Annotated in this window: 23 protein-coding genes and 2 tRNA genes; 16 read left to right on the top strand and 9 right to left on the bottom strand. The window is 64.7% G+C overall.

Annotated elements, in window-relative coordinates; all coding sequences use genetic code 11:
- The first annotated feature begins 93 nt into the window (after nt 1-93).
- The 10 genes from gnd to QRN11_RS01165 all read left to right on the top strand — a co-directional run bounded on the left by gnd (nt 94) and on the right by QRN11_RS01165 (nt 10,160).
- Entirely contained in the window at nt 94-978 is an 885-nt protein-coding gene (gene gnd / locus QRN11_RS01210) for a phosphogluconate dehydrogenase (NAD(+)-dependent, decarboxylating) (protein ID WP_285249539.1), read from the top strand.
- A gap of 45 nt (nt 979-1,023) precedes the next feature.
- Nucleotides 1,024-2,226 (top strand): DNA replication/repair protein RecF, encoded by a 1,203-nt coding sequence (recF, locus tag QRN11_RS01205; protein ID WP_142062113.1) that lies wholly within the window; start codon nt 1,024-1,026, stop codon nt 2,224-2,226.
- On the top strand, nt 2,219-2,776 hold the full coding sequence (locus QRN11_RS01200; protein WP_142062116.1) for a DciA family protein: 558 nt from the start codon (nt 2,219-2,221) through the stop codon (nt 2,774-2,776). Before recF ends, QRN11_RS01200 begins: the two co-directional genes overlap by 8 nt.
- Before the next feature lie 381 nt (nt 2,777-3,157).
- Complete coding sequence (gyrB, locus tag QRN11_RS01195) at nt 3,158-5,230, top strand: DNA topoisomerase (ATP-hydrolyzing) subunit B (RefSeq protein WP_091419365.1); 2,073 nt, start codon at nt 3,158-3,160, stop codon at nt 5,228-5,230.
- 55 nt (nt 5,231-5,285) lie between these two features.
- Nucleotides 5,286-7,964, top strand: a complete 2,679-nt coding sequence (gene gyrA, locus QRN11_RS01190; RefSeq protein ID WP_091419364.1) for a DNA gyrase subunit A — start codon at nt 5,286-5,288, stop codon at nt 7,962-7,964.
- Nucleotides 7,957-8,634, top strand: a complete 678-nt coding sequence (locus QRN11_RS01185; RefSeq protein WP_285249538.1) for a DUF3566 domain-containing protein — start codon at nt 7,957-7,959, stop codon at nt 8,632-8,634. Before gyrA ends, QRN11_RS01185 begins: the two co-directional genes overlap by 8 nt.
- 97 nt (nt 8,635-8,731) lie before the next feature.
- A tRNA-Ile gene (locus QRN11_RS01180) sits at nt 8,732-8,805 on the top strand.
- A gap of 8 nt (nt 8,806-8,813) precedes the next feature.
- On the top strand, nt 8,814-8,990 hold the full coding sequence (locus tag QRN11_RS01175) for a DLW-39 family protein (RefSeq protein WP_502934995.1): 177 nt from the start codon (nt 8,814-8,816) through the stop codon (nt 8,988-8,990).
- Between the two features lie 72 nt (nt 8,991-9,062).
- A tRNA-Ala gene (locus tag QRN11_RS01170) sits at nt 9,063-9,138 on the top strand.
- Nucleotides 9,139-9,209: 71 nt separating this feature from the next.
- Nucleotides 9,210-10,160 carry a DMT family transporter gene (locus QRN11_RS01165; RefSeq protein WP_285249537.1) on the top strand — a complete coding sequence of 317 codons (951 nt, stop codon included), beginning with the start codon at nt 9,210-9,212 and terminating at the stop codon, nt 10,158-10,160.
- 29 nt (nt 10,161-10,189) lie between these two features.
- Here QRN11_RS01165 and QRN11_RS01160 read toward each other — a convergent pair whose 3' ends face one another.
- Complete coding sequence (locus QRN11_RS01160) at nt 10,190-11,065, bottom strand: glycosyltransferase family 2 protein (protein ID WP_285249536.1); 876 nt, start codon at nt 11,063-11,065, stop codon at nt 10,190-10,192.
- Between the two features lie 125 nt (nt 11,066-11,190).
- Nucleotides 11,191-12,147 carry a hypothetical protein gene (locus QRN11_RS01155; RefSeq protein WP_285249535.1) on the bottom strand — a complete coding sequence of 319 codons (957 nt, stop codon included), beginning with the start codon at nt 12,145-12,147 and terminating at the stop codon, nt 11,191-11,193.
- A 153-nt stretch (nt 12,148-12,300) separates the two neighbouring features.
- Here QRN11_RS01155 and QRN11_RS01150 point away from each other — a divergent pair, with 153 nt between their 5' ends.
- The 3 genes from QRN11_RS01150 (at nt 12,301) to QRN11_RS01140 (ending at nt 14,795) form a co-directional block, all read left to right on the top strand.
- The gene (locus QRN11_RS01150; protein WP_091419357.1) at nt 12,301-12,846 is read left to right on the top strand and encodes a peptidylprolyl isomerase; all 546 of its coding nucleotides are present in this window, start codon (nt 12,301-12,303) and stop codon (nt 12,844-12,846) included.
- Nucleotides 12,847-12,855: 9 nt separating this feature from the next.
- Nucleotides 12,856-13,734 carry a rhomboid family intramembrane serine protease gene (locus QRN11_RS01145; protein ID WP_285249534.1) on the top strand — a complete coding sequence of 293 codons (879 nt, stop codon included), beginning with the start codon at nt 12,856-12,858 and terminating at the stop codon, nt 13,732-13,734.
- Between the two features lie 593 nt (nt 13,735-14,327).
- Nucleotides 14,328-14,795, top strand: coding sequence for a carboxymuconolactone decarboxylase family protein (locus tag QRN11_RS01140; protein WP_285249533.1), 468 nt, complete (start codon nt 14,328-14,330; stop codon nt 14,793-14,795).
- Nucleotides 14,796-15,014: 219 nt separating this feature from the next.
- On the opposite strand, the gene QRN11_RS01135 is transcribed toward QRN11_RS01140, so the two are convergent.
- Nucleotides 15,015-15,626, bottom strand: a complete 612-nt coding sequence (locus QRN11_RS01135; protein WP_285249532.1) for a DNA-3-methyladenine glycosylase I — start codon at nt 15,624-15,626, stop codon at nt 15,015-15,017.
- Between the two features lie 12 nt (nt 15,627-15,638).
- The gene (locus tag QRN11_RS01130) at nt 15,639-15,890 is read right to left on the bottom strand and encodes a cell division protein CrgA (protein WP_091419633.1); all 252 of its coding nucleotides are present in this window, start codon (nt 15,888-15,890) and stop codon (nt 15,639-15,641) included.
- 174 nt (nt 15,891-16,064) lie between these two features.
- Here QRN11_RS01130 and QRN11_RS01125 point away from each other — a divergent pair, with 174 nt between their 5' ends.
- From QRN11_RS01125 to QRN11_RS01115, 3 genes are read left to right on the top strand one after another with little or no spacing between them, the layout of a single operon-like run.
- On the top strand, nt 16,065-16,850 hold the full coding sequence (locus tag QRN11_RS01125) for a class E sortase (protein ID WP_285249531.1): 786 nt from the start codon (nt 16,065-16,067) through the stop codon (nt 16,848-16,850).
- 2 nt (nt 16,851-16,852) lie between these two features.
- On the top strand, nt 16,853-17,023 hold the full coding sequence (locus tag QRN11_RS01120; protein WP_170850778.1) for a hypothetical protein: 171 nt from the start codon (nt 16,853-16,855) through the stop codon (nt 17,021-17,023).
- Nucleotides 17,020-17,661: an anthranilate synthase component II gene (locus QRN11_RS01115; protein ID WP_091419350.1), complete on the top strand. Its 642-nt coding sequence runs from the start codon at nt 17,020-17,022 to the stop codon at nt 17,659-17,661. The genes QRN11_RS01120 and QRN11_RS01115 overlap by 4 nt, the downstream gene beginning before the upstream one ends.
- A gap of 28 nt (nt 17,662-17,689) precedes the next feature.
- On the opposite strand, the gene pknB is transcribed toward QRN11_RS01115, so the two are convergent.
- Genes pknB through QRN11_RS01090 form a run of 5 tightly spaced genes read right to left on the bottom strand, consistent with a single transcriptional unit; the run spans nt 17,690 to nt 25,969 of the window.
- Nucleotides 17,690-19,639, bottom strand: a complete 1,950-nt coding sequence (gene pknB, locus QRN11_RS01110; protein ID WP_285249530.1) for a Stk1 family PASTA domain-containing Ser/Thr kinase — start codon at nt 19,637-19,639, stop codon at nt 17,690-17,692.
- A gap of 15 nt (nt 19,640-19,654) precedes the next feature.
- On the bottom strand, nt 19,655-21,382 hold the full coding sequence (locus QRN11_RS01105; RefSeq protein ID WP_285249529.1) for a serine/threonine-protein kinase: 1,728 nt from the start codon (nt 21,380-21,382) through the stop codon (nt 19,655-19,657).
- Nucleotides 21,379-22,839 carry a peptidoglycan D,D-transpeptidase FtsI family protein gene (locus tag QRN11_RS01100; RefSeq protein WP_091419347.1) on the bottom strand — a complete coding sequence of 487 codons (1,461 nt, stop codon included), beginning with the start codon at nt 22,837-22,839 and terminating at the stop codon, nt 21,379-21,381. The genes QRN11_RS01105 and QRN11_RS01100 overlap by 4 nt, the downstream gene beginning before the upstream one ends.
- The gene (locus QRN11_RS01095) at nt 22,836-24,224 is read right to left on the bottom strand and encodes an FtsW/RodA/SpoVE family cell cycle protein (RefSeq protein ID WP_091419346.1); all 1,389 of its coding nucleotides are present in this window, start codon (nt 24,222-24,224) and stop codon (nt 22,836-22,838) included. Before QRN11_RS01095 ends, QRN11_RS01100 begins: the two co-directional genes overlap by 4 nt.
- Nucleotides 24,221-25,969, bottom strand: coding sequence for a PP2C family protein-serine/threonine phosphatase (locus QRN11_RS01090; protein WP_142060460.1), 1,749 nt, complete (start codon nt 25,967-25,969; stop codon nt 24,221-24,223). Before QRN11_RS01090 ends, QRN11_RS01095 begins: the two co-directional genes overlap by 4 nt.
- Between the last annotated feature and the right edge of the window lie 51 nt (nt 25,970-26,020).

Below are 26,020 nucleotides of genomic sequence, written 5' to 3'. Positions count from 1 at the left end.
AGTGTCGTTTTGGCCGCCCAAAACGACACTTAGAGCTACCCAGTTGGGCAAGCCAGAGAATTTCCCACCCCCAGCGCAGAAAGAGATTCCACCATGCACATTGGACTGATTGGCCTTGGCAAAATGGGATTCAACATGCGCGAACGCCTGCGCAAGGGCGGCGTTGAGGTCACCGGCTATGACCGGAACCCGGACGTCACGGACGCCGGTTCCATTGATGAGCTCATCGCAGCAGTCCCCGCCCCAAGGCTCATCTGGGTGATGGTTCCTGCCGGTGACATCACGGACGCCGTCGTCAAGGAGCTCAGCGAAAAACTCACCGAGGGCGACCTGGTGATCGACGGCGGCAACTCCCGCTTCACGGAGGATCAGAAACACGGCGAACTCCTGGCGGCCAAGGGTATCCACTTCGCAGACTGTGGTGTGTCCGGCGGGGTGTGGGGGCTCCAGAACGGCTACGGCCTGATGGCAGGCGGTGACGCCGCCGACATTGAGCGCGCCCTTCCGGTCTTTGACGCCCTCCGCCCCGAAGGTGAACGCGCTGACAGTTTTGTCCACGTGGGCGGAATCGGTTCCGGCCATTACGCCAAGATGGTGCATAACGGCATTGAGTACGGCCTGATGCAGGCGTACGCCGAGGGGTACCAGCTCCTCGCATCCAAGGACATCATCAACGATCTGCCCGGCACCTTCCGCGCCTGGCAAAAGGGCACCGTTGTCCGGTCGTGGCTGCTGGACCTCCTGGTCAAAGCGCTGGACGAGGACCCGGGGCTGCAGAACATCGATGACTACGTCGAGGACTCCGGCGAGGGCAGGTGGACTGTGGAGGAGGCCATCGCCAACGCCATTCCCGCACCTGCCATCACGGCAGCCCTGTTCGCCCGCTTCGAATCCCGCGAGGACAGCTCGCCTGCCATGAAGATGGTGTCCGCCCTGCGCCACCAGTTCGGCGGGCACGCCACCCGTCCTGCCAAGTAGCAACCAGAGGGAACCTGGGAGGTTCCCGGAATTGCCGAAAACCGCGTGTACATAGAACACCTCTCGCTGACTGATTTCCGCAGTTACGCCCAGGTTGACCTTGCCCTGGGCCCGGGCGTCACCGTCCTGGTGGGCTACAACGGCATCGGCAAAACCAACCTGATGGAAGCCATCGGGTACCTGGCCACCCTCAGCTCCCACCGGGTCAGCTCCGACGGTCCGCTGCTGCGGTTCGGTACCGAGCGCGCGCTGGTCAGGGCCCGGCTGGTCCGCGGCGGGCAGACCACGGTTCTCGAACTGGAAATCAATGCCGGCCGGGCCAACCGCGGCCGGATCAACCGCAGCAATCCGGTCCGCGCCCGCGACCTGCTGGGCATTTGCCAGACGGTGCTCTTTGCGCCCGAGGACCTGGCCCTGGTGAAGGGTGATCCGTCCAACCGCCGCCGCTTCCTGGATGAACTCCTCGCCAGCCTGATTCCGCACCACGCGGCCACCCGCAGCGATTACGACCGCGTGCTCAAACAGCGCAACGCACTGCTGAAGTCCGCCCGGGCAGGCAAATTCACCCCGGTGCATGAAGCAACGCTGGATGTGTGGGACCAGCACATGGCCAAAGCCGGTGCCGAACTGCTGCACGCACGGCTCGAGCTCGTGGAGCGCCTCCGCCCGCACCTTGCCAAGGCATATGCCGGGCTCACGGACACCTCAAAGCCGGCCGACGCCATCTACCGTTCCACCCTCCAGAACCAGATGGACGACGACGGCGCCCCCGAGTTGCGCCCTGCCGGCAGCGGAGCCGGAGGTACGACACCGGAACCTGAGGACTTGCGCCAGCTCACCGTGGAACAGCTGACGGAGCGCTATGTGCGCGCCTTTGCCGACTCCCGCCGCAAGGAACTGGAGCGCGGCATTTCGCTGGTGGGTCCCCACCGCGACGAACTGGAACTGGTCCTGGGCCAGGCGCCCGCCAAAGGGTACGCATCCCACGGAGAAACATGGTCCATGTGCCTGGCGCTGCGCCTCGCGTCCTACTACGTGATGCTGGACGACGCCCGGACCGGTGGTTCCGCGCCCATCCTGATCCTCGACGACGTTTTTGCCGAGCTGGACGTGCAGCGCAGGCGTAAACTGGCCGCAATAGTCTCGGGTGCGGAACAGGTCCTGGTGACCGCCGCCGTCGACGCCGATATCCCGGAAGAGCTGTCCGGACGGCGGGTGAAGGTCATCGCGGGAGGTATCGATGAGTAGGGCCAAGGACGACGACGCCCGGCAGCCGGGCCGTGAGCCCGACAATATCGATGCGCCCCAGGCCGCCCTGAACAGAATGCGGGAAGCTGCGGCCGCCCGGGGCGAGATCCGCAGGACAGCAGTGCGTCCCGGATCCCAGAAGGCCAAGCGCGGTATCCGGGATACCCGCGGATTCAGCCAGTTCCATGCCACCGGCCGCGATCCGCTGGGACTGGGCAAAGTGGTTGGCCGTTTGGTGGCCGAACGCGGTTGGACCTCCCCGGTTGCCGTCGGCTCCGTGATGGCGGAATGGGCCACCCTGGTGGGGCCGGAAATCTCGGCGCACTGCACGCCCGAAAGCTTCACGGACACCACGTTGCATGTCAGGTGTGATTCAACGGCCTGGGCCACGCAGCTGCGGCTCCTCAGCATGAGCCTGCTCGAGAAATTCCGGGTGGAGCTGGGCGAGGGCGTGGTCACGAGCATCCAGGTTTTGGGGCCATCCGCGCCGAGCTGGCGCAAGGGTGGCCGGACCGTCAACGGCCGGGGACCGCGGGACACTTACGGATAGCCCGCCGTCGAACTCTTGAAAATCCTCTGATTGCCGTGTAGCGCCCTGGAAGGGCCGGAGGGTGTATAGGCACCCGCAGGCCGGAGTTTCGGAGCGCCCAAGGCGCGGTCTACGCCCTGCAGCAGGCATATCGCCCGCCATCCACGGTCTCCGGAATGCGGGAATCCGGCCTGTTACACGGTAGAATCGTTGTAGATAACTGGGCGCCGGTGAAACGTTGACTGAGTCCGTTCTCCGCATGGTTCCAGCACGCGGATATCGGATCCCACCATCAGCTAGTAGCCGGCGCCATAAGTTTGTGCCTGTTGGCGGACGGTTTTTCCATGCCTGGAAGAGCTTTTCGGCCGGCCATCATCGAGAACAGAGGAGTCGACAGCGCCTGTGGCTAACGACAATACAGATATTCTGGCAGTTGAATCCGCAGTCGAGGATGCCCGCACGCCTGACACTCCACGGGAGTATGGCGCCAGCGACATTACCGTGCTTGAAGGCCTGGAAGCTGTCCGGAAGCGTCCCGGCATGTACATCGGCTCCACCGGACCCCGCGGACTCCACCACCTGGTGTACGAAGTGGTGGACAACTCCGTTGATGAAGCCCTGGCCGGATACTGCACTCATATCGAGGTAGTGCTCCAGGCCGACGGCGGCGTGAAGGTTGTCGACGACGGCCGCGGCATCCCCGTGGACATGCACCCCACCGAACACAAGCCCACGGTGGAAGTTGTTATGACCATCCTGCACGCGGGTGGAAAGTTCGGCGGCGGCGGCTACGCCGTTTCCGGCGGCCTCCACGGCGTGGGTATCTCCGTTGTCAACGCACTGTCCAGCCGGGTGGACACAGAGGTCCGCCGCCAGGGCCATGTCTGGCGGATGTCCTTCGCCGACGGCGGCAAGCCCCAGGGCAGCCTGGTGCAGGGTGAGGAAACAGACCTCACCGGAACCACCCAGACGTTCTACCCGGACCCGGCGATCTTCGAGACCACCGAGTTCGATTTCGAGACCCTGCGCGCACGTTTCCAGCAGATGGCTTTCCTCAACAAGGGCCTGCGCATTACCCTGACCGACGAACGCACCCCCGCCGGCGACAGCGAGGCGGATGCCGACCTCGATCTGGACGGCGTAGTCACCGAAGGCGAAGTCAGCGCAGAGCACCGCACCGTGGTGTACCAGTACAACGAGGGCCTGCTGGACTACGTCAAGCACCTCAACTCGGGCAAGAAGGTGGACGTGGTCCACGAGGACGTCATCGCCTTCGAAACCGAGGACCAGGAGCGCAAGATCGCCCTGGAAATGGCAATGCAGTGGACCAACGCCTACTCCGAGAGCGTCCACACCTACGCCAACACCATCAACACGCACGAAGGCGGCACCCACGAAGAGGGTTTCCGCGCTGCCATGACCTCCCTGATCAACCGCTACGCGCGCGAGAAGGGCATCATCAAGGAAAAGGACGACAACCTCACCGGTGACGACATCCGTGAGGGCCTCACCGCCGTCATTTCCGTCAAACTCGCCGAGCCGCAGTTCGAGGGCCAGACCAAGACCAAGCTGGGCAACTCCGAGGTCAAGGGCTTCGTCCAGCGCGTTGTAACCGACGGGCTCGGCGACTGGCTGGAACGCAACCCCGGTCCCGCCCGCGACGTCATCCGCAAGGCGATCTCCGCGGCGCAGGCCCGCATGGCTGCACGCAAAGCCCGCGACAACGCCCGCCGCAAGAGCCCGCTGGAATCCTTCGGCATGCCGGGCAAGCTGTCCGACTGCTCCTCCAAGGATCCGGAGAGGTGCGAGGTCTACATCGTGGAGGGTGACTCGGCAGGCGGTTCCGCCAAGCGCGGCCGCAACCCCGAGACCCAGGCCATCCTTCCCCTCCGCGGCAAGATCCTGAACGTGGAGCGCGCCCGGCTGGACAAGGCCCTGGGCAACGCGGAGGTCCAGTCCATGATCACGGCCTTCGGCACGGGCATCGGTGAGGACTTTGACCTCTCCAAGCTCCGCTACCACAAGATCGTCCTGATGGCAGATGCTGATGTGGACGGCCAACACATCACCACCCTGCTGATGACGCTGCTGTTCCGCTACATGCGCCCGCTGATCGAAAACGGCTACGTTTACCTGGCCCAGCCGCCGCTGTACCGGATCAAGTGGTCCAATGCTGCCCACGACTACGTGTACAGCGACAAGGAACGCGACGCCAAGCTCCTCGCCGGGCAGGCGGCAGGACGCCGCATCCCCAAGGACAACGGCATCCAGCGCTACAAGGGCCTCGGCGAAATGGACTACACCGAACTGTGGGACACCACCATGGATCCGGACAACCGCACGCTGCTGCAGGTCACCATGGATGACGCATTGGCTGCGGACCAGATCTTCTCCGTCCTGATGGGCGAGGACGTGGAATCACGCCGTAACTTCATCCAGCAGAACGCCAAGGACGTCAGGTTCCTGGATATCTAGGGCTTCACCGCACAGATATTCCAGAGCCGACATATACCTGAAACGGAAATAAAAAATGAGCGACGAAACACCCGAGAACCCGGCCCCCGAAGCCGGGAACCCGGACACCGTTCTTGAAGGCGATGTGCTGGTTGACCGCGTGGAGCAGGTGGACCTGCAGACGGAAATGCAGCGGTCCTACCTGGACTACGCCATGGCCGTCATCGTGGGCCGGGCCCTCCCGGACGTCCGCGACGGACTCAAGCCCGTGCACCGCCGCGTGCTGTACGCGATGTTCGACGGCGGCTACCGCCCGGAGCGATCCTTCAACAAGTGTGCCCGCGTGGTGGGCGAGGTCATGGGCCAGTACCACCCCCATGGCGACACTGCGATCTACGACGCACTGGTCCGCCTCATCCAGGACTGGACCATGCGGTACCCGCTGGCCCTGGGCCAGGGCAACTTCGGTTCACCGGGCAACGACGGCGCAGCTGCACCCCGTTACACCGAAACCAAGATGGCCCCGCTGGCCATGGAAATGGTCCGCGACATCGACGAGGAAACTGTCGATTTCCAGGACAACTACGACGGCAAGAACCAGGAACCCACCATCCTGCCGGCCAGGTTCCCCAACCTTCTGGTGAACGGCTCCTCCGGCATCGCCGTCGGCATGGCCACCAACATCCCGCCGCACAACCTCCGCGAGGTGGCCGACGGGGTGCAGTGGTACCTGGCCAACCCGACCGCAAGCCGCGAGGAACTGCTCGAAGAACTCCTGCGCCGGGTCAAGGGACCCGATTTCCCCACCGGCGCCACCATCCTGGGCCACAAGGGCATCGAGGACGCCTACCGGACCGGCCGCGGCTCCGTCACCATGCGAGCCGTGGTGAACGTGGAGGAACTGCAGGGCCGCACGTGCCTGGTGGTCACCGAACTGCCGTACCAGGCCAACCCGGACAACCTGGCGATCAAGATCGCCGAACTGGTCAAGGACGGCAAGATCCAGGGCATCGCGGACCTCCGCGATGAAACCTCGGGCCGTACCGGCCAGCGGCTGGTCATCGTGCTCAAGCGTGACGCCGTGGCCAAGGTGGTGCTGAACAACCTCTACAAGCACACCGAACTGCAGAGCAACTTCTCCGCCAACATGCTGGCGATTGTGGACGGCGTCCCCCGCACCCTGAGCCTGGACGCCTTCATTCGGCACTGGGTCACCCACCAGATGGACGTCATCGCCCGCCGCACCAGGTACCGGCTGCGCAAGGCCGAAGAAGAAGCCCACATCCTGCGGGCGCTGCTGAAGGCGCTGGACGCGCTGGACGAGGTCATCGCCCTGATCCGCGCGTCCAACACCACCGAAGCGGCACGCGACGGCCTGATGGAACTGCTGGACATCGATGAACTGCAGGCCAGGGCCATCCTGGACATGCAGTTGCGGCGACTTGCAGCCCTGGAACGCCAGAAGATCCAGGACCGGCACTCAGAGCTCGAAGCCCTCATTGCCGAATACAACGAGATCCTCGCCTCCGAGCAGCGCCAGCGCGAAATCATCAGCACTGAGCTTGGCGAGATCGTGGACAAGCACGGTGATGACCGCCGCACGAAGATCCTGATGGGCTTCGACGGCGACATGTCCATGGAGGACCTCATTCCCGAAGAGGAGATGGTGGTCACCATCACCCGCGGCGGCTACGTCAAGCGGACCCGGAGCGACAACTACCGTTCGCAGCAGCGCGGCGGCAAGGGCATCAAGGGTGCCCAGCTGCGCGGCGACGACGTGGTGGAGCACTTCTTTGTCACCACCACCCACCACTGGCTCCTCTTCTTCACCAACCTCGGCCGGGTGTACCGGGCCAAGGCCTACGAGCTGATGGAAGCCGGCCGCGACGCCAAGGGCCAGCACGTTGCCAACCTGATGGCGTTCCAGCCGGACGAGCACATCGCCCAGGTGCTGGACCTGAAGGACTACCAGCAGGCTCCGTACCTGGTCCTCGCCACCAAGCGCGGACTGGTGAAAAAGACGCGGCTGGAGGACTACGACACCAACCGCTCCGCCGGCGTGATCGCCATCAACCTCCGCGACGGCGACGAACTGGTGTCCGCGCAGCTGGTCTCCGAAACCGACGATCTTCTCCTGGTGTCCCGCAAGGGGCAGTCCATCCGCTTCACCGCCACTGAGGATGCACTCCGCCCCATGGGCCGGGCAACCTCCGGCGTCACGGGCATGAAGTTCCGCGAGGACGACGAACTGCTCGCCGCCAACGTGGTGACCGACGGCTCATTCGTGTTCATCGTGACCGAGGGCGGCTACGCCAAGCGCACTGCGGTTGAGGAATACCGGCTCCAGGGCCGCGGCGGGCTGGGCATCAAGGTTGCCAAGCTTGCCGAAGAACGCGGTGACCTGGTGGGCGCGCTTATTGTCCAGGAAGAGGACGAGGTGCTGGTGGTGATGGAAGGCGGCAAGGTGGTCCGTTCCTCGGTGGCCGGTGTCCCTGCCAAGGGCCGCGACACCATGGGCGTTATCTTCGCCAAGCCGGACAAAAACGACCGGATCATCGAGGTGGCGCGCAACAGCGAACGCGGCCTTGAGGGCGAGGAATCGCTGGCCGATGACGTAACGTTGGCTGAAGATGGCGGTTCCCCGGAGGAAGCCGCAGAGTCAGCACTGGCAGAAGAATCACCGGCCGTTGAGTCAGAGGACGCCTCGGGCGACGCTGAGCCGAACGAAGACAACACGGAGGTAACGAGTGAGTAATCCCGACTCATTTCCCAGGCCGAACACTTCAGCTTCCGAGGGAAACCGGCCCTCGGCCGCACCCCGGGTTAACGCTCCTGTTCGTCCGCAGCAGCGTCCTGCCGCCCCCGCGGCAGCCCCAGGGCAGCGCCCTGCGGTCCCCGGCCAGCGTCCCCTCCAGGGTGAACGGCCGACGCCGGGACAGGCCGCGCCGCGCACGGCTGCGGGAGCGTCTGTCCCCGGCCAGCGTCCGGCGCAGGGCCCGCAGCAGGGCCAGCGGCCTGTCCAGGGCGGTCCGGGGCTGGTAAAACCGGCGCCCAAGGCAAAGGTCCGGCGCGCGCGGCTGCTGGTCAGCAAGGTTGACCCGTGGTCCGTCCTGAAGATGGCCTTCCTGCTGTCCGTGGCGTTGGGAATCGTCACGGTGGTGGCTGCGATCGTCCTGTGGACCGTCCTGGACCTCACCGGCATCTTTGACCAGGTGGACAGCCTGCTTGGTACGCTCGCCGGCTCTGAGGGCGGCGGCTTCGAACTGAAGAAGGTTGCATCGCTTGGGCAGGTGGCCTCGTTCGCCACCATCATTGCCGTGGTGAATGTTGTCCTGCTGACCGCGCTCTCCATGCTTTCGGCTGTTCTGTACAACATTGCCGCCACCCTGGTGGGCGGCATCGGCGTTACCCTCACCGACGATTAGGCCCTTGCTTTCACCGGGCAAATTGCGGTGAAAGCGCCCGATTTGAGATCGGGCCGGGATGTGCTGTAAAGTCATGTCTCGGCCCGATGAGGTATCGGGGCGTATAGCTCAGGCGGTTAGAGCGCTTCGCTGATAACGAAGAGGTCCCAGGTTCAAGTCCTGGTACGCCCACGGAACCTGTGCAGGTTCAAGTGGAGGTTCGGTTCGCAGTACTGCGGCCGGACCGGAACGGGGAGCATGTGAAGAAGTTGCTTGTACTGGCAGCCGCAATCGCAGGCGTCCTGGTCTACCGGAAAGCACAGGAATCCGAAGCCCGGAAAACAGTCTGGAGCGAGTCGACCGATTCGGTTGACTAGGCCGGACGCCTGGTCCTGGAGCTGGTCAGCAGCCCCAAGGTTCTAGGGTATGATGGACGGGTTGCTTCTTATGGGGGCATGGCGCAATTGGTAGCGCACCTGCTTTGCAAGCAGGGGGTTCGGGGTTCGAGTCCCCGTGCCTCCACCATAAGGAAGTCCCGGTTCAGCGGAAACGCTGGCCGGGACTTTTGTTTTCTCCGGCACACGTAGGGGTGGATGGTGGCCTTCTTTATTGCAGCCCTTGGTGTGCTGGGCGTCGCCTCATCGGGCCCGCTGATAGCAGCCACACTGGGGGCCACCAGCGTCAGTGCCCTGGCCATAGCCTTCTGGCGCAATGCCATCGGTGCCGCCGTCATGGCAACCCCTACGCTCATCCGCCAACCGGCCCAGTTCGGCAGGGTAACCAGGGGGGAATTCCGCTGGTCGCTGCTCGCCGCCGTCGCCCTTGCCCTGCACTTTGCCTGCTTCATTACGTCGCTGCAGCTGACGTCCGTTGCAGCAGCGACGGCGCTGGTGTGCCTGCAGTCCGCGTGGATCGCTGTCTTCCAGCTCTTCAGGGGAACCAGGCACCGGTGGCAGGTGCTGGCAGGGCTGGGCATCGCGTTTGGCGGAGTGGTGGCGATTACGGGCTTTGATATGGGATCTTCTCCGGACGCCCTCCTGGGAGACCTGCTGGCCGTTGCCGGCGGAGCCCTGGCCGGGCTGTACACCCTGGCGGGAGGCAAGGCCCGGCAAAGTATGACCACCGGGACCTACACAACACTCTGCTATGGGATGTGTGCTGTCCTCGTGGCGGTCATGGCGCTGCTGGGCGGACAGCCCTTGGCAGGCTTTGAGGCGACCGGCTGGCTGGGCATCCTGGCGATCACCGTCTGCGCCCAACTCGTGGGCCATACCGCGTTCAACCACCTGCTCGCCACGATGAGTCCGCTGCTGGTGTCGATGATCATCCTGCTGGAAATCCCCGGTGCGGCCCTCCTGGCCGCCTTGTTCCTCCAGGAGAAACTCCCCGCCGGTACCTATGCGGGACTGGGACTGATCCTGGTGGGACTCGCCGTCGTTGTCCTCGGCCAAAAGCCCGGAAGGGCGGGAAGATCGGGACGCGGAGCAGGAAAGCGGGACCAGGACGGACCACCGGACCGGCCGCTGGCCGAACTGGGGACGGACTGACCCGTTAGGCCGGCGTTTCCCGCCGAACCCTACTGGCCGCCGCGGCGGGCAGGCTGGGCTGTGTTAACGGTGTGGATGGCCCGCAGGAGCTTGGCCGGGAAGTACACCGAGAAGAAGACCACCATGGGTGCCTTGAGGGCCATCTTCTTAACGTTGTGAGCCTTGTACGTGCGGTCAAAGCGGGTGACGTAATAGCGGTAGTCGCGGGGTGAATCCTCCAGCCGGCGTGCGGACATACCGGACACCATCTGGGGGCAGTAGTTGATCTTCAGCTCGTGGTCTGCCAGGTGCAGGGACAGATCGATGTCCTCATGCATCTCGTCCTTCTCGTCACGGCACGTCTCGGAGCGGATGATCTGCCAGGCAGAGGAACGCAGGGCCATGTTGGAGCCGAACAGGAAGTGGTACTGGTGCTTGGCCAGCTTCAGCATGAGCTGGCGCATCTTGTCGTCTGCTTTGAGGCCGAAGCGGCGCATGGGCATGTCGTAGTAGACCACGGGGCCGGTGGCGGCTTGGACTGACGGGTCGTCGAAGGCGCGCTGCACCTGCTCTACCCAGTCCGGCTCAACCACCGAGTCGGCGTCGATGCGTCCCAAAATGTCGCCGGTGGCGTTGTCCAGGCCGAAGTTGCGGGTGGGTATGAGTCCCTGTTCCTTGTCCTGGCTGAGCAGGATGATGGGGCTTTCCGGATACTCAAGCTGCATCTGGCGGACGATGTCAGCGGTCCGGTCCTTGGAGAGGTTGTCCACCACGATGATTTCGTGGGCGGGCACCGACTGGTAGATGGCAGCTATGAGGCACTGCCGGATGACGCTCTCCTCGTTGTATGCCGGGATGACAATGGACACGCGGGGTTGGTGTGCTGCGTCGTTCAAGGCATCCTCAGAGGATTGATCGGCTGACATCAGTCCAAATCTAGCACCGATCAGTGGCCCGCCCGCTGAGCGCGATGGAAGGTAGAGATGAATAAAGGGCCCCGCCACAGTGAACTTGTCACCGGGGCGGAGCCCTTAGGCACAGCGCAGGAGTACTAGGACTGCGTGGCGTCCTTGTCCGCGGTGGACTTTCCGTTGCCGATGTTGGAGGCGATGTTCTGCGTGGCGGTCTTGGCGTCCGTGACGATCGGCGCCGTGGCGCCCGGAATATCCTCGGCCACGTGCTTGGCCTTGTCCGCGGCGTCATCGGCGGTGTCATCGGCTGCCGCGGCCGCACCCGCGGTGGTGTCAGCCACGGTGCCGCTGGTGGCCTCGGGAACGTCGTTCACCGTCGTAGCCGGGACGGGTGCAGGAGTGGGCGTGACCGGGGACGGCGTCTTCCAGGGATCCTCAACCGGCTTGGAGGCTTTCCAGGCTGCCACGCCGGCGGCAACGGCTGCCGCGATGACACCGAAGACCAGCCAGCCGCGCTTCTTGGGCTTCTGCGGCTCTGCCAGCTGGATGCCTACGGTGCGGCCGGCCTCTGTTGCGGCTGCCTTCAGCTGGGTACCGGTGGCCTGGGCCTGCTCCTGGAGGGCGTGGATGATTCCAACGTCGCCCAGCTTCTGGGCCACGGCGTCAACGTGGGCCGGCGTGTTCTCGAGCGTGCGGTGCACAACCTCGGATGCCTGGCCGATCTGGTCCGACAGGCGGGGAAGGTATTCAACAACCACCCGGTCACGGGCATTGAGGATGACCGGGGTGGCCTTGTCCAGGGCCTCATGCAGCCGCGGAGATGCGCCCTCCACGGCATCGTTGATGCGCGGGGCCAGGTTCGCCAGGCCATCCTGGAGGCGCGGTGTCACGGTTGCAACGCCGTCGGCCAGGTTGTGCGCCGCGCTCTTCAGGCCTTCCTGGATCTTGGGAGAAGCAGTATCCAGGCTGTGCTGGAGACGGGGAACAGCCCAGTCAACAGCTGCTTCCACGCGGGGGGCTGCCCAATCCCGGGCATTCTCTACGGCGCTGGTGACTGACTGCTCAAGGTCACGGGCAATACGATCCGATTTCTTCACAACTACCTCCCGATTAATGTGACGGTCTGTGGTTAGCCTACGTGGCTTGATGTTCACCGGCTATTCTCATCCCGGATTTTAGGCGGATTTCACCGAGCGCGGAACTGTCCCCTCAGCCCTCGCCACCCGATTGGGCCGTGAAAGAATGGGCCTATGACTGCCATCGCAACCGCAAAAGCAACCATCCACACAAGCCTCGGCGACATCGTCGTGAACCTCTTCGGCAACCACGCGCCCAAGACGGTCAAGAACTTTATTGGCCTCGCCACCGGCGAGCAGGCTTGGACCCACCCGGAGACGGGCGAGGACAAGACGGGTACGCCGCTGTACAACGGCACCATCTTCCACCGCATCATCAAGGACTTCATGATCCAGGCCGGCGACCCGCTGGGCCGCGGCGTTGGCGGACCGGGCTACCAGTTCGACGACGAGATCCACCCCGAACTCAGCTTCAACCAGCCGTACAAGCTGGCCATGGCCAACGCCGGCATCCGCATGGGCAAGGGCACCAACGGCTCACAGTTCTTCATCACCACCATCCCCACCGACTGGCTGCAGGGCAAGCACAGCATCTTCGGTGAAGTGGCGGACGACGAATCCAAGAAGGTGGTTGACGCCATCGAGGGTGTCCGCACCGGCATGGGTGACCGCCCGGTAGAGGACGTCACCATCAACAGCATCGACATCGAACAGCTGTAATCCCCCTCCATGAGTTACGGAATTCCGTCGGCTGAGCCGTCCGCGCAGGTTCCGGTGTGCCCCCGGCACCCGGACCGGCCATCCTATGTGCGCTGCCAGCGGTGCGGACGCCCCGCATGCCCTGACTGCCAGCGGGCGGCCGCCGTCGGATTCCAATGCGTTGACTGCGTCAACGAAACACGGCGTACGACGCCGGAGGTACGGACGGTCTACGGCGGCGCCGCAGTGGCCGGCAAACCGTTGGTAACGTACGCCATCATCGCCGTGTGCGTGGTGATGTACGCGTTGCAGTTGTTGGTGCCGAACCAAGCGGTATTACAGGGTCTGGCCTACGCCAATGTCTTTGCAGAGCCACGCTGGGGGGAGTTTGAGCCCTGGCGGATGTTCACGGCGGCGTTCCTGCACTCCCAGGGCTCCTACCTCCACATCATCTTGAACATGTATACGTTGTGGATTTTTGGCCAGGCCCTTGAGCCTTTGCTGGGCCGCGTGCGCTTCCTGGCACTGTACGTGGTCTCTGCCATCGGTGGCTCTGTTGGCTACCTCATGCTCACGTCGCTCTACGTGCCGGGTCAGCAACCAGGAGCAGTGGTCGGTGCATCCGGTGCCATCTTCGGCCTCTTCGGCGCCATGCTTCTGGTGCAGCGGCACCGGGGCGGGGACACCCGCCAGCTCTGGGTGCTGATCGCCATCAACGGTGTGATCGGTTTCCTGATCCCCCAGATCGCCTGGCAGGCGCACCTCGGCGGGCTGGTGACCGGCGCGCTGTGCGCGGCCGTCCTCGCCTACACCCCCCGCGGACCCAGGCAAGGCCTGATCCAGGCAGCGGGGCTGGCAGCCGTCCTGGCGCTGCTGATTGCCGCCAGCTGGATACGCATCTCGCTGTAGGTCCCGCAGCCAGCGCAGCTTCCACTCCCTCAAGATAAGGCCCCGACATCCACGCGGATGCCGGGGCCTTCTTTATCCACAGCCTTTATCCACAGTGTTGGTAACTTACACGCCTGTAGTTCTGATGGGAAAAGCACCTTTCCCGCCAGCAGGCGGGAGTTTTCCCGGATATCCCCTTCCTTCATCCACATCTGTGGATAACTCTTGGGGATAGGGCTGTGCTTAAGTGGACAAATCGGCCCCCAGGTGGCGTTCTGTGGAAAAAGGCGGTGAAAACCTCGGCTTAGCGCGCCCCCGAGCCCTTTGTCAGGGTCCTTTCAACAGGCTTGTGCACAGTGTTAATAACTGACAGTCATGTAGTTCCTTCTGGAAAAACACCCGGGCAGCAGTGCCAAACGGCCCACGCGGTCGAAATTTCCCCCAGCATTTCCACAGTTGTGGATAACTTGTGGGTATCGCGTTGTTGGTAAGTGGAAAAGATCAGTTCTGCCGGTGTGGAAAGCTGGTAGCAACGGACAACCGCCTGCGCCTTCCCTCCTACGGGCGCCGACGGGTTGTCCCGCCGCCGTTCTGTCCCCGAGCAGGAGAATCCCGTGAGCGCCACTACTCAGCACGTCTATCTCGACAAGCAGCATCCTGCCCTGTGGAGGGCCCTCAACGGGTTGGGACTAAAGGTGCGGGAGGCCGCGGAGGCGGCCGGGCTGGACGAAACCACCGTGGAGCTCCTTCGGGTGCGGGTCTCACAGCTCAACGGCTGTGCCTACTGCCTGGACCTGCACGTCAGGGAAGCCATGGAGGCCGGGGAAACTGCGCAGCGCCTGGCTGTGCTGCCGGCATGGCGCGAGACGGCTCTCTTTACGGAGAAAGAGCGGGCGGCACTCGCATTGGCGGAGAGCATTACAGAACTGCCGGGCCATAGTGTGCAGGGGCACGAGGAAGCCTACGCCCGGGAGCACCTTTCGGAGGAGGAATTTTCCGCGGTGAGTTGGCTGGCCATTGCCATGAATGCGTTCAACCGGGTCTCAATAACCAGCCACCATCCGGTCGTCCGGGACCGGTAGAGAGCAGGTTCCCCGGTGCTAAGCCCGGGCGAAGCTCGATTATGCGTGCGCTTCCCCGGTTTATCCACAGGTCTTCCACACTGTTAATAACTGCATGCGGATGGCCGGTTTGACGCTTTTGGTGCGTCATGGCTCCCGAGTACGCCTTCGGTGCGGTGGCAGTGGAAAGTTTTCAACAGTGTGGATAACTTTCCCAACAGTTGGGGAAAACTTAGAAGGCTAGACGCCTGGAGCGGGCCAGATTCCCGAGGATCCACGGCGGTGGCTGTCCAGCAGGTGGGTGTCCACCATGCCAATGGCTTCCATCAGGGCGAACATGGTGGTGGGTCCTACGAAGGAGAATCCCCTTTTCCGCAGCGCCCTGGACAGCGCCACCGACTCCGGGGACTGCGTGGGAATGTCACCGTGGAAGGCCGGGCTGGGCGTCTGCGCGGGCTTGAACTGCCACACGAAGTCCACCAGGCCACCGTCCTGCCGCAGGGCGAGGGTGGCCTTGGCGTTGCTGATGGCAGACCGGATCTTCAGCCGGTTCCGCACAATGCCCGGGTCCTGCATCAGGCGCTCCACGTCGGCCTCGGTAAACAAGGCAACGGAGTCGGGGTTGAAGGCGGCGAATGCCTCGCGGAATGCGGGGCGCTTGCGGAGGATGGTTGCCCAGGACAGCCCGGCTTGGAAGCCCTCAAGGCAGATGCGCTCGTAGAGTCCCTGTTCATCGGTGACCGGCAGGCCCCACTCGGTGTCGTAGTACTCGCGCAGGAGGGGGTCCGTGGAAGCCCACAGGGGACGGGCGAGCCCGTCCTCGCCCAGCACCGCGCCGCTGTCAGGCGCCATGGATGCCACCGGCTATGAACGCCACCGCGTGGTCATCAGGAACCCGACGATCGCGATGCCGAAGCCGGCCACGATGTTCCATGATGCCCACGCCTGGACTGGAAGCCGGCCTTCGCTGATGTAGAAAGTGATGATCCAGAGGAGGCCAATGATCATCAGGCCGAACATGACCGGCTTGAACCAGACAGGGTTGGGCTTGTAGGTCTGGGACGACGCCTGCGCGGTGGTGCTGGCGGTCTTCTTGCGAGGCTTTGACTCGGGCACTGGCTCTCCTTGGCGGGCTGACGCAAGCTCGGCGTTCCGGGCTTGATATCCTGCAAGAAGGAAGTTGCCAGCGGTCTGCGCGATCTTGGTCAAATCTGGATTCTTACTAGCAGCCAATTCTAGTCGTAGTTCATGGGGCACCAGTGCCCGCCGCAACCGCCCCGAGGAGAATGCGTGGTACTGCAGGAGAAGGCGAGGCCCGCCGCTGCGCCGCGTGCCGGCGTCGTATTTCTGCGCGGAACCATCCAGGTCCTGGGTGAGCTGCTCATCACCGCCGGGGTGGTCCTGCTGTTGTTTGTCGCTTGGCAGCTGTGGTGGACCAACGTTGAATCGGATGCCAAGCAGAGCGCAGCGATCAAGGAGTTCGCCCAGGATCTGGGCACCCCCGAACCGGCCGCTCCGGAAGCCCCCGCCGCCCCGGCCACTGAAGATTTCGGCCCTCCCGCCGTGGGAACCCCGCCCGGCCATGCCGGCACCATCGGCATTATGTACATTCCCCGGTTTGGCCCCAACTACACCCGGCCCATCGTGCAGGGAACCAGCCAGGATGTGCTGGACACCCTGGGGCTGGGGCACTACAGCAACACCGCCATGCCAGGTGCAGTGGGAAACTTCGCCGTTGCCGGCCACCGGCAGACGCACGGCGCGGTGCTGGACAACATCCACACCCTGGTGCCCGGGGACAAGATCTACGTGCAGACAAAGGACGGCTTCTACATCTACGTCTTCCGCAACAACCAGATCGTTATGCCCTCCCGAACCGACGTCCTGGAGCCGGTACCCACCCAGCCGGGCGTCGCCCCCACCGAAAGTTTCCTCACCATGACCAGCTGCAACCCCCGCTTTGGTGCTGAAGAGCGCATCATCGCCTATGCGCTGCTGGACAGCTGGCGCCCTGCCGCCGCCGGTGCCCCGGCGGAAATAGCAGCCCAGGTAGCCGCAGCGACGGGAAGGGGCTGAGCATGTACGCCTGGATCTTCCGCCATCTTCCCGGGCCCCTCTGGCTGCGGATCGCCATCTCGCTGGTGCTGGTCGCCGCCGCGCTGGTATTGATGGTTCAGTTCCTTTTCCCATGGATGTCCGAGTACACCCAATTCACCGACTCAACGATTGGTTCCGCAAGCCAGCCATGACCACAACCAAGATCCTCGTAGTGGATAACTACGACAGCTTTGTCTACACCCTGGTGGGCTACCTCCAGGAACTCGGCGCCGAGACCACTGTGGTCCGCAATGACGACGTCACCCTCGCCGAGGCCATCGAACTGGCCGGCACGCGGGACGGCATCCTCATCTCACCGGGCCCCGGCAACCCTGCCGAGGCGGGTGTGTGCATCGAGCTGATCAAATGGTGCGGCGAGAACAGCGTGCCCATGTTCGGCGTATGCCTGGGACACCAGGCGCTGGCCGAGGCGTTCGGCGGGAAGGTGACGCACGCGCCTGAACTGATGCACGGCAAGACGTCGCTGGTGGAGCATATCGGGACCAGCGTTTTTTCCGGGCTCCCCTCCCCCGTCACGGCCACCCGGTACCACTCGCTGGCCGCAGTCCGCGAAACGCTCCCGGACGTCCTGGAAGTCACCGCGGAAACTGCGTCGGGGGTGGTGATGGGGCTTCAGCACCGGACCGCGCCGCTGTGCGGGGTGCAGTTCCATCCCGAGTCCGTGCTCACCGAAGGCGGCTACCAGATGCTGGGGAACTGGCTCGAATCCCTGGGCATGAAGGGTGCGGCGGCTCGAGCTGCGAAGCTGAGCCCGCTCATCCAGCACTAGCCTTCGCCAATCCGGGCGCCGGCTGCCGCTAGCCCTTCTTGGTGGAGGTGGGCGTCGGTGTGGGCTTCGGCGTAGGAGTGGGGGACGGTGGTGGCGGCGGCGGGGCTTTGGCCACCACGATGCTGACGATCTTTCCCTGCTCCACCACGGAGTTAACGGGATCGCTTTGGTCCGTCACCCTGCCGGCTTCCACCTGGGCGTTCTCCGCCTCCGTGACCGCTGGTACGAGGCTGAGTTCCTTCAGTGCCGCTTCAGCCTCTTCGCGGGTCCGGCCGCGCAGTTCCGGGATTGCCACCTTGCCCGTGGACACCACCAGCTCAACCGTGGTGCCCACTCCTACCATCTGCCCGGGGGCAGGGCTGGTGGTAATCACAATTCCGGCCGGGACGGTGGCGCTGTTGGCAGTGGTGGTGGACGGCGCACCCACCAGTCCGTTTTGCCGCAGGATATCCCTGGCCGCGGCCTCCGTCTTGCCCGGCAGGCTGTCCGGAATCTTCACGGCGCTGGGCCCCTCGGAAATGTTCAGCACCACATCGGAGCCAGGGTCCATGGACGTGCCGGAGGCTGGATCCGTTCCGATGGCTGTCCCCTTGGGCACGGTGTCATGCTGAAGGCGTACGATTTTTGGTTTGAGGTCCGCGCCGTAGAGCTCCTGCAGTGCCGCCGATTCGGTCAGTGTTGCCACCGCCGGGATCTGCACCTTGGGCGGCGGCGGCGCCGGACGGTTCACGGTGTTGTACACCCACAGCCCGCCGCCGGTGAGGACCAGGAGGGTGAAAATCACCAGGGTGGTTATCCAGGCACGACGGCGGGACTTCTGCCGTGCGGTCCGCTCACGCTCGGGAGGGAAGCCGAGAGGCAGGTCATCGCGTGCTGAAGGTTCGTAAGCGGCGGAAGTGGCGCCGCCGTCGTCGTCGGCTGTAGTGCGCAGGGCAGCCAAGCGCCCGGTTGGGGGGTCATCGAGGAAGCCTGCGCCGGCTGCCGCGAACGCTTCGGTGACGGGCGCTGTGGTTGGGGCGGGGACGTGGTCATTGGGATCGGTGGGTGCCTCCGAAGCAGCAATTGCCGGGACCGGAACCCCCGCCCTCGCAGCCCGCAGGGCACGCTGGAAGGCGGCGGCGTCCTGGAACCTGTCGTCACGGTTTTTCTGCAGCGCTTTTGCCAGCACGGTGTCCAGTGCGGGGGAAATGTCAGGGTTCAGGGTGCTCGCCGGCGCGGGAATCTCGCGCACGTGCTGGTAGGCCACCGACACGGGGCTGTCACCGACGAACGGCGGGCGGGAGGTCAGCATTTCGTAGAGCAGGCAGGCCGCGGAATAGAGGTCGCTGCGCGCGTCCACTGTTTCGCCGCGGGCCTGCTCGGGAGAGAGGTACTGCGCCGTGCCCACCACGGCCTGGGTCTGGGTCATGGTGGCGGAGGAATCGGCGATGGCCCGGGCGATGCCGAAGTCCATGACTTTTACCGAGTCCGTGCCGTCGCAGTACATCACGTTGGCCGGCTTGATGTCGCGGTGCACTATGCCGGCTTTGTGGCTGTATTCAAGGGCGCCGAGCACGCCCAGGCAATAATCGATGGCCTGGCTGATGCTGACCTCGTTGGCCCGGATCAGGTCCCGGATAGTCCTGCCTTCGACGTATTCCATCACGATGTAGGGCACCCGTACGTTGTCATCGGAGCCGTCATGGACCATGTGCTCGCCCGTATCGTAAATCGCCACAATCGAGGGGTGGTTCAGGGCGGCCACTGACTGGGCCTCGCGCTTGAAGCGTGCCTGGAACTGCGGGTCCCGGGCCATATCTGCCCGGAGCAGTTTGATGGCGACGGTACGGCCAAGCCTGGTATCCAGGCCCCGGTAGACGTCCGCCATGCCCCCGCGGCCAATGAGGCCGCCCAGTTCGTAACGTCCGCTGAGGACACGCTGGTTATCCACCGGGACGTTGTCCTCCCGGTGCAACGGTGTGCGCGCTGACTCGTTCACTGGCTGTCCTGGCAGTTACGGGCGGCAGGTAGGCAGGCCGGGCACTTGGTCTGGTCCACAAGCCGGGAGGGATGAAGGCGCCGTAGGTCCCGCTGCGGACGGCGTGCTGGGGGCGGAGGTGGGAGTGGGAGCATTTGTGGTGGGCGCGGGCGACGGCGCCACCGCGTACGTCACTGTGATCGGTGATCCCACTTCCACCCGGCCCGAGCGGGACAGGGCAATCACAGTGTTGGGCGCAGAATTCACATCAACTTGCGGCTGGACGGTCACATCCAGGTTCATTGCCGAGAGCTGCGACTGAACAGTCCGGTAGTCCTTGCCGAGGTAGGCCTCGGGGATGACGTTCACCGTTTCCGGGGTGGGCTCCTGGGTGGGTGTGGGCGTCGGCGTGCTGCGGGTCTGCGTTGGGGTAGCCGACGGCGTGGTCCGGGTGGGGCTGGCCGATGTGGCCGGCGCGCTGGTGGAGGTAGCGCCGGGTGAGGGATCGCCGGACGGCGAAAAGAGTCCCAACTGGCTGACGAGGAACCCCACCAGGGCAAACAGGAGCAGCAGGATCAAGGCAACCAGCGGCCACGTCCAGGGGCTGCGGCCCTTGCGCCGCGGCTCATCGGCGGGCTCGTCGTCGTACGTTGTCTCTTCCGGGATCCAATTCCGTTCGGCGGCCAGGGCATTGGCGCGGGCCAGTGTCCCCTGTGGTTCACCGTCTGCTGCGGACGCGCCGGCAGCGCCTGCCGCCATCCCGGCCGCGGCTCCTGCCGCGCCGGCACCCAGTACAGGGAGCGCCGAGGTGGCTGCCGGCGACGAGTCCCGCTGGGCGCCGATCACGCCGGTGGGGGCAGTCGCCGTGTCCACGGGGGCAGTAATGGGACCTGTGTCCGCGTCGAAGAGGAGCATGCCCGGTACGGCGGCGCGGGCGGCGTTGATGTCGCCGTTCCGGATGGCCTCGGCAGCTTCGGCAAGTTTGATGGCGTTGGCCGGACGATTCTTGGGATCCTTGGCCAGCATGGACATCAGGAGGGCGCGCACCGGGGCGGGAAGCGACTCGGGAAGGGGCGGCGGAGCGTCGTTGACCTGGGCCAGGGCGATGGCGATCTGGGACTCACCGGAGAACGGCCGGTGCCCGGCAAGGCACTCGTAACCGATGACGCCCAGCGAGTAGATGTCAGAGGATCCCGTGGCCGTCTGTCCGGTGGCCTGCTCAGGTGCCAGGTACTGCGCCGTTCCCATCACCTGGCCGGTCTGGGTGAGCGGGACCTGGTCGGCGAGGCGGGCGATGCCGAAGTCGGTGACCTTCACGCGGCCGTCAGGGGTGATCAGGAGGTTGCCGGGCTTCACGTCGCGGTGCACCAGGCCCTGGGCATGGGCAACGGAGAGCGCGCGGGCGGTCTGGGCGATGATGGACAGGGTGCGGTCCGGGGACAGCACCTGCTCGTGCTCGATGATGCTGCTCAGCGGCTGGCCCGGAACGAGTTCCATCACGAGGTAGGCGGAGCCCTCTTCCTCGCCGTAGTCGAAGACATTGGCGATGCCCACGTGGTTGAGCAGGGCAGTGTGGCGGGCCTCTGCGCGGAATCGCTGAAGGAAGCCGGGGTCCCCCGTGTACTCCTCTTTCAGGACTTTGATGGCGACGATGCGGCCCAGGACAAGGTCTTTGGCTTTCCAGACTTCCCCCATGCCGCCAATCGCGATCCGCGTAGTCAGCTGGAATCTGCCGCCGAGGGTGATTCCGGTTGTAGGCCTCACTTATTCAACACCGCCTCAAAAATCTTCTTCGCGTTCGGACTGGTTAGCTGTGCGCCGGTGGTGATGTCCACGCCCTCCATGACGATCGTGACTCCCACCTGCGGGTTGTTTGCGGGGGCAAACCCGGTGAACCAGGAGTTGTTGACGCCGTTGCCCAACTCCGCGGTTCCGGTCTTGCCGGCCACCTGGACTCCGGGGACTGCAGCCCTGTTGGCGATGCCCTGGCTGACCGCGCTGGTCATCCATTCGGTGATCTGGTTGGCGATCGCCGGAGTAGTGGAGGTCCGCAGCTGCTGCGGCTGCGGTTCGTCGATGACGCGCAGGTCCGGGGAGCGCAGGGCCTTGATCAGCGTGGGTTGCATCTGCACCCCGTCGTTGGCGATGGCGGCAGTCATCATGGCAATTTGCAGCGGTGTGGCGCGGACGTCACGCTGGCCGATGGCGGACTGCGCCAGGCCCGGAGCGTCCAGGTCGTCAGGGAAACCGTTGCCCTTGGCGTAACCCAGCTTCAGCTGGTCGCCCATGTCTTCGCCGAAGCCGAACTTTTTGGCCTGCTCGGCAATGGCGTTGCGCCCCAGGTCCAGCGCGATGCTGGCGAACGGGGTGTTGCAGGACTGCTGCAGGGCGAATGCGAAGTCCGCGGTGTTCCGGGTGTAGCAGTTGCCGCCGGCATAGTTGGGCAGCTTGTACTGGATGCCGTCGAAGGGCATTTCTGCAGGGTTGGGCAGCTCGCTGTCCTTGTTGTACTTGCCCGAGGCAAGGGCCGCGGCGGCGTCCACCAGCTTGAAGACCGAACCCGGGGCAAGCTGCTCGCCCGTGGGGCCGCTGACGTTGGCGTTCAGGTTGATGCCGGGGACCTTGACCAGTTCGTTGATGTTGGCCGACTCTTCCTCGGTGTTCTGGGTTGCCACGAGGTTCGGGTTGTAGGACGGCTTGGACACCATGGCCAGGATGGCCCCGGTCTTGGGGTTGGTCACCACGATCGAGCCGCGCTGGCCGTCCGGAATCAGGTCATAGGCAAGCTTCTGGATCCCGGGGTCGATAGTGAGTTCCACCGAGGCGCCCTTGGGTTGGTTTCCCAGGAACATCTGGCCCACCCGGTCCAGGAACAGCTGGTCCGAATTGCCGGCCAGCTGCTGGCCGAGGGCCTGTTCCAAGCCCGTGGCGCCGTAGTTCTGCGAGAAGTAGCCGGTGATGCCTGCATACAGCTCAGGCTGCGAGTAGGTGCGCTGGAACTTGCAGGTCTCCGAACCGCTCTCCACCGATTCCGCCACGGGAGTGCCGCCCACGATGATCGCGCCGCGGTCATTGCAGTAGTTCTGCAGGATGGCGCGCTGGTTCAGCGGGTTGGCTTTCAGATCGTCCGCGCCCACCACCTGGACGAAGCTGATGGCGCCGAAGAGCAGTGCAAACATGGCAACTGCCGCTACCCACGAATGCCGTATTGCCTGATTCACAGGTGCTTCACCGCCTCGGTAGGGGTATCAATGCCCAGGGAATCGGCTTCCTTTGCCGAGGGAGGCGGAGTGGTATCCACCGGTCCGCGGGCGGTATGGGAAATCAGCAGGAGCAGGCCCACAATGATCCAGTTGGCCAACAGCGATGACCCGCCGGCGGCCAGGAACGGGGTGGTGAGGCCGGTCAAGGGGATGAGCCGGGTGACGCCGCCGATCACCACAAAGCACTGCAGCGCGACGGCGAAGGACAGGCCGCAGGCCAGCAGCTTTCCGAACGCGTCCCGCGTCCCGAGGGCGGCCCGGAAACCCCGGGTGAACAGCAGCAGGTACATCAGGACGATGGCGAACAGTCCGATCAGTCCCAGCTCCTCGCCGAGGGAGGCGATGATCATGTCGCTGTTGGCAAAGGGCACCAGATCCGGGCGGCCCTGGCCCAGGCCTGTTCCCACCAGACCGCCGTTGGCCATGCCGAACAGTCCCTGGATCACCTGCCGGCTGCCGTTTTCGTAGACCTCGGGGGAAAAGGCATTGAGCCATCCGAACACACGCTGCTGGACGTGGGAAAACACCTGGGCCGCCACGAACCCGCCGCCAAGGATGAGGGCCAGGCCGATCACCACCCAGCTGATGCGGCTGGTTGCAACGTAGATCATCACGATGAAGAGGCCGAAGAACAGGACTGAGGAGCCCAGGTCGCGCTGGAAGATGAGCACGCCGATGCTGACCAGCCAGGCGGTGATCATGGGTCCCATGTCCTTGAAACGGGGGAACTGGAGCGGCCCGATCTTCCGGCCCGCGAGCAGGATCAGGTCCCGGTTGGACGATAGATACCCGGCAAAGAATATTGCGAGGGTGATCTTTGCGACTTCACCTGGCTGGAAAGTCATGGGACCGAGCCGGATCCACACACGCGCACCCAGGATCTCCCCGGCGCTGATGCCGGGGATCAGGGGCAGCAACAGGAGCAGGGCGCTGGCGGCAAGCGAGATGAACGTGAATTTGCGCAGGACACGGTGGTCCTTGAGGAACCAGATCACCGCGATGGCCACCGCCATGGCGATGAGGGTCCACCGGAGCTGGTTGTTGCCGGTGTCATCGCCAGGCGCGTCCAGGCGGTGGATCATGGCCAGGCCGATTCCGTTGAGGGCCACCACCACGGGAAGTATTACCGGATCAGCATATTTGGCGCGGAAGCGGAGGACGCCGTGGAATACCAGGGCGGCTACGGCGAGGAGGCTCGATTGGAACCAGAAGTCCGAATCGAAGGCCTTCTCCTGGTCCACGCCAACCAGCATGTTCGCGCCGATGCCTACGGTGAGGGCAAGCAGGAGCAAGGCGAGCTCCACGTTGCGTCGTGGCTTGGGCGCGGTACTGGGCTGGGTCATTTGCCCACCTCACAGGAGATCGTGGGACTGGGTGTGGGGGAGGGCGCTGCCGGTGTCGGCGGTGCCGCGGCGGCTGAGGCGCTGGGTGAAGGCGCGGGGGCTTCTGTCGACGGCGGCGGGCTGGCCGTTACGGGGGACGCGGCGGGCGATGCCGACGCGGACGGGCACCCCTCTTCAGGGGACGTGGTGCCGGTAAGTTCGAGGTTCTTGACGATGCGCTGGGCGTCGTAGAGGTCCTGGGCCGGGACGGTCTGGCGGACCCGTTGCTGCGAGAACGGGGGGAGCGAGTCCATCCGGATCTCGGTAACCGCCTCAAGGGTGGAGAGCTGGATGGGTCCGAGCCGCTGGGAGACGCCGTTGTAGATGGCCACCCGGGAATCGAACTCGCCAACGTAGTAGCGGGTCTGGGTCCACGCGTAGCCGAGCCAGAGTCCTGCCGTCAGGACCACCAGCACCAATGCGGCGACGGACCAGGTGACCCACCGGCGCGGTTTGAGCGGCACGAGGTTGTCTTCGGCATCGCCGGGCTGCGGTTCAGCCTTGTGCGTGAGGAGGGTGGCGGCACGCCGTGCCACGGTGCGGCCGGCGATGGTGGGAATGGATCCGCTCTCTGCGGCTGTTGCTGCCGCGCCCACCAGTTCGTGCGGGCGAGAGGAAAGTTCTTCGCGCAGTACTTCGGCGGTGAGGTGTTCGCCGAGGTGCGGGTCGGTGGAACCGGCGTCAGAGGGGTCCTGCTCAGATGAATCCGACCCGGACGAACCTGATTCGGGGTCTGCCTCCGAGTCTGCTTTGCCGGTGTCTTCGTCAGAGTTCGGGGTGCCAGAGTCCGCACCTGCGCCGGCATTCTGGGCGTCGGTGGCGGCAGGAGTTTTGGCTGCCGGGGCAGCTGGGCTTGGCGGGGCGGCAGCCTTGGCGGAGTCCTTTCCTTCCGGCGGCGTGGCGCTCAGGGGACGCGCATCCTTTGCCGCGGCAGGGCCTTTGGTGGCCCCGGGGGAAGGAATGACGTCGACGGCGGCGGTATTGACGTCGTCGGGCGTTTCCTCAACGATGTCCACCATCACCACGGTGACGTTGTCCGGGGAGCCTGCCTCAAGGGTGAGCTCCACCAGGATCTCCGCGCATTCGCCCAGGTCCCTGGTCTCGCGCACGGTGCGTTCCACGGCATGCCCGGCCACGTAGTTGAGCCCGTCGGAGCAGAGGAGCCAGCGTTCACCCGGCCTGACGTCGAGGCTGTCCAGGTCCAGTTCGGGGCTGGCGTCCACGTCACCTAGGACACGCATCAGGACGTTTTTGTGCGGATGGGTTTCGGCCTCTTCGGGGCGTAGCCGTCCTTCGTCGATGAGTCGCTGCACAAAGGTGTGGTCAACACTGACCTGCTCGAACTTGCCATCCCTCAGGCGGTAGGCGCGTGAATCGCCGATGTGGGCGAAGTGCAGCTTTCCTTCGGCGAGCAGCAGCGCGGTGACCGTGGTGCCCATGCCGGCGAGCTTGGGGTTGATGTGCACCAGTTCGGACAGCAGCGAGTTGGCGGTCTGGATCTCGTCCGCCAAAGTGGTGGCAGCGTCGCCGTCGTAATCGCCGTGGTCCAGGTGGATCATGTCCAGCACGGTGGCCGCGGAGGCAACGTCACCGCCCGCGTGGCCGCCCATGCCGTCCGCCACCACGGCCAAATGGCGTCCTGCATAGGCGGAGTCATCGTTTTTGGCGCGGATTTTTCCGACGTCGGAGCGCGCGGCAAAGCGCATGATGAGGGGCCGCTCCACCGGCTTGGGGTCGGTTGCGGGAGTTTGCGGTTC

This window comes from Pseudarthrobacter sp. fls2-241-R2A-168 (genome assembly GCF_030209335.1).
In the GTDB taxonomy this organism is placed as follows: Bacteria; Actinomycetota; Actinomycetes; order Actinomycetales; family Micrococcaceae; genus Arthrobacter.
This window is presented reverse-complemented; position numbering and strand designations above follow the sequence as displayed.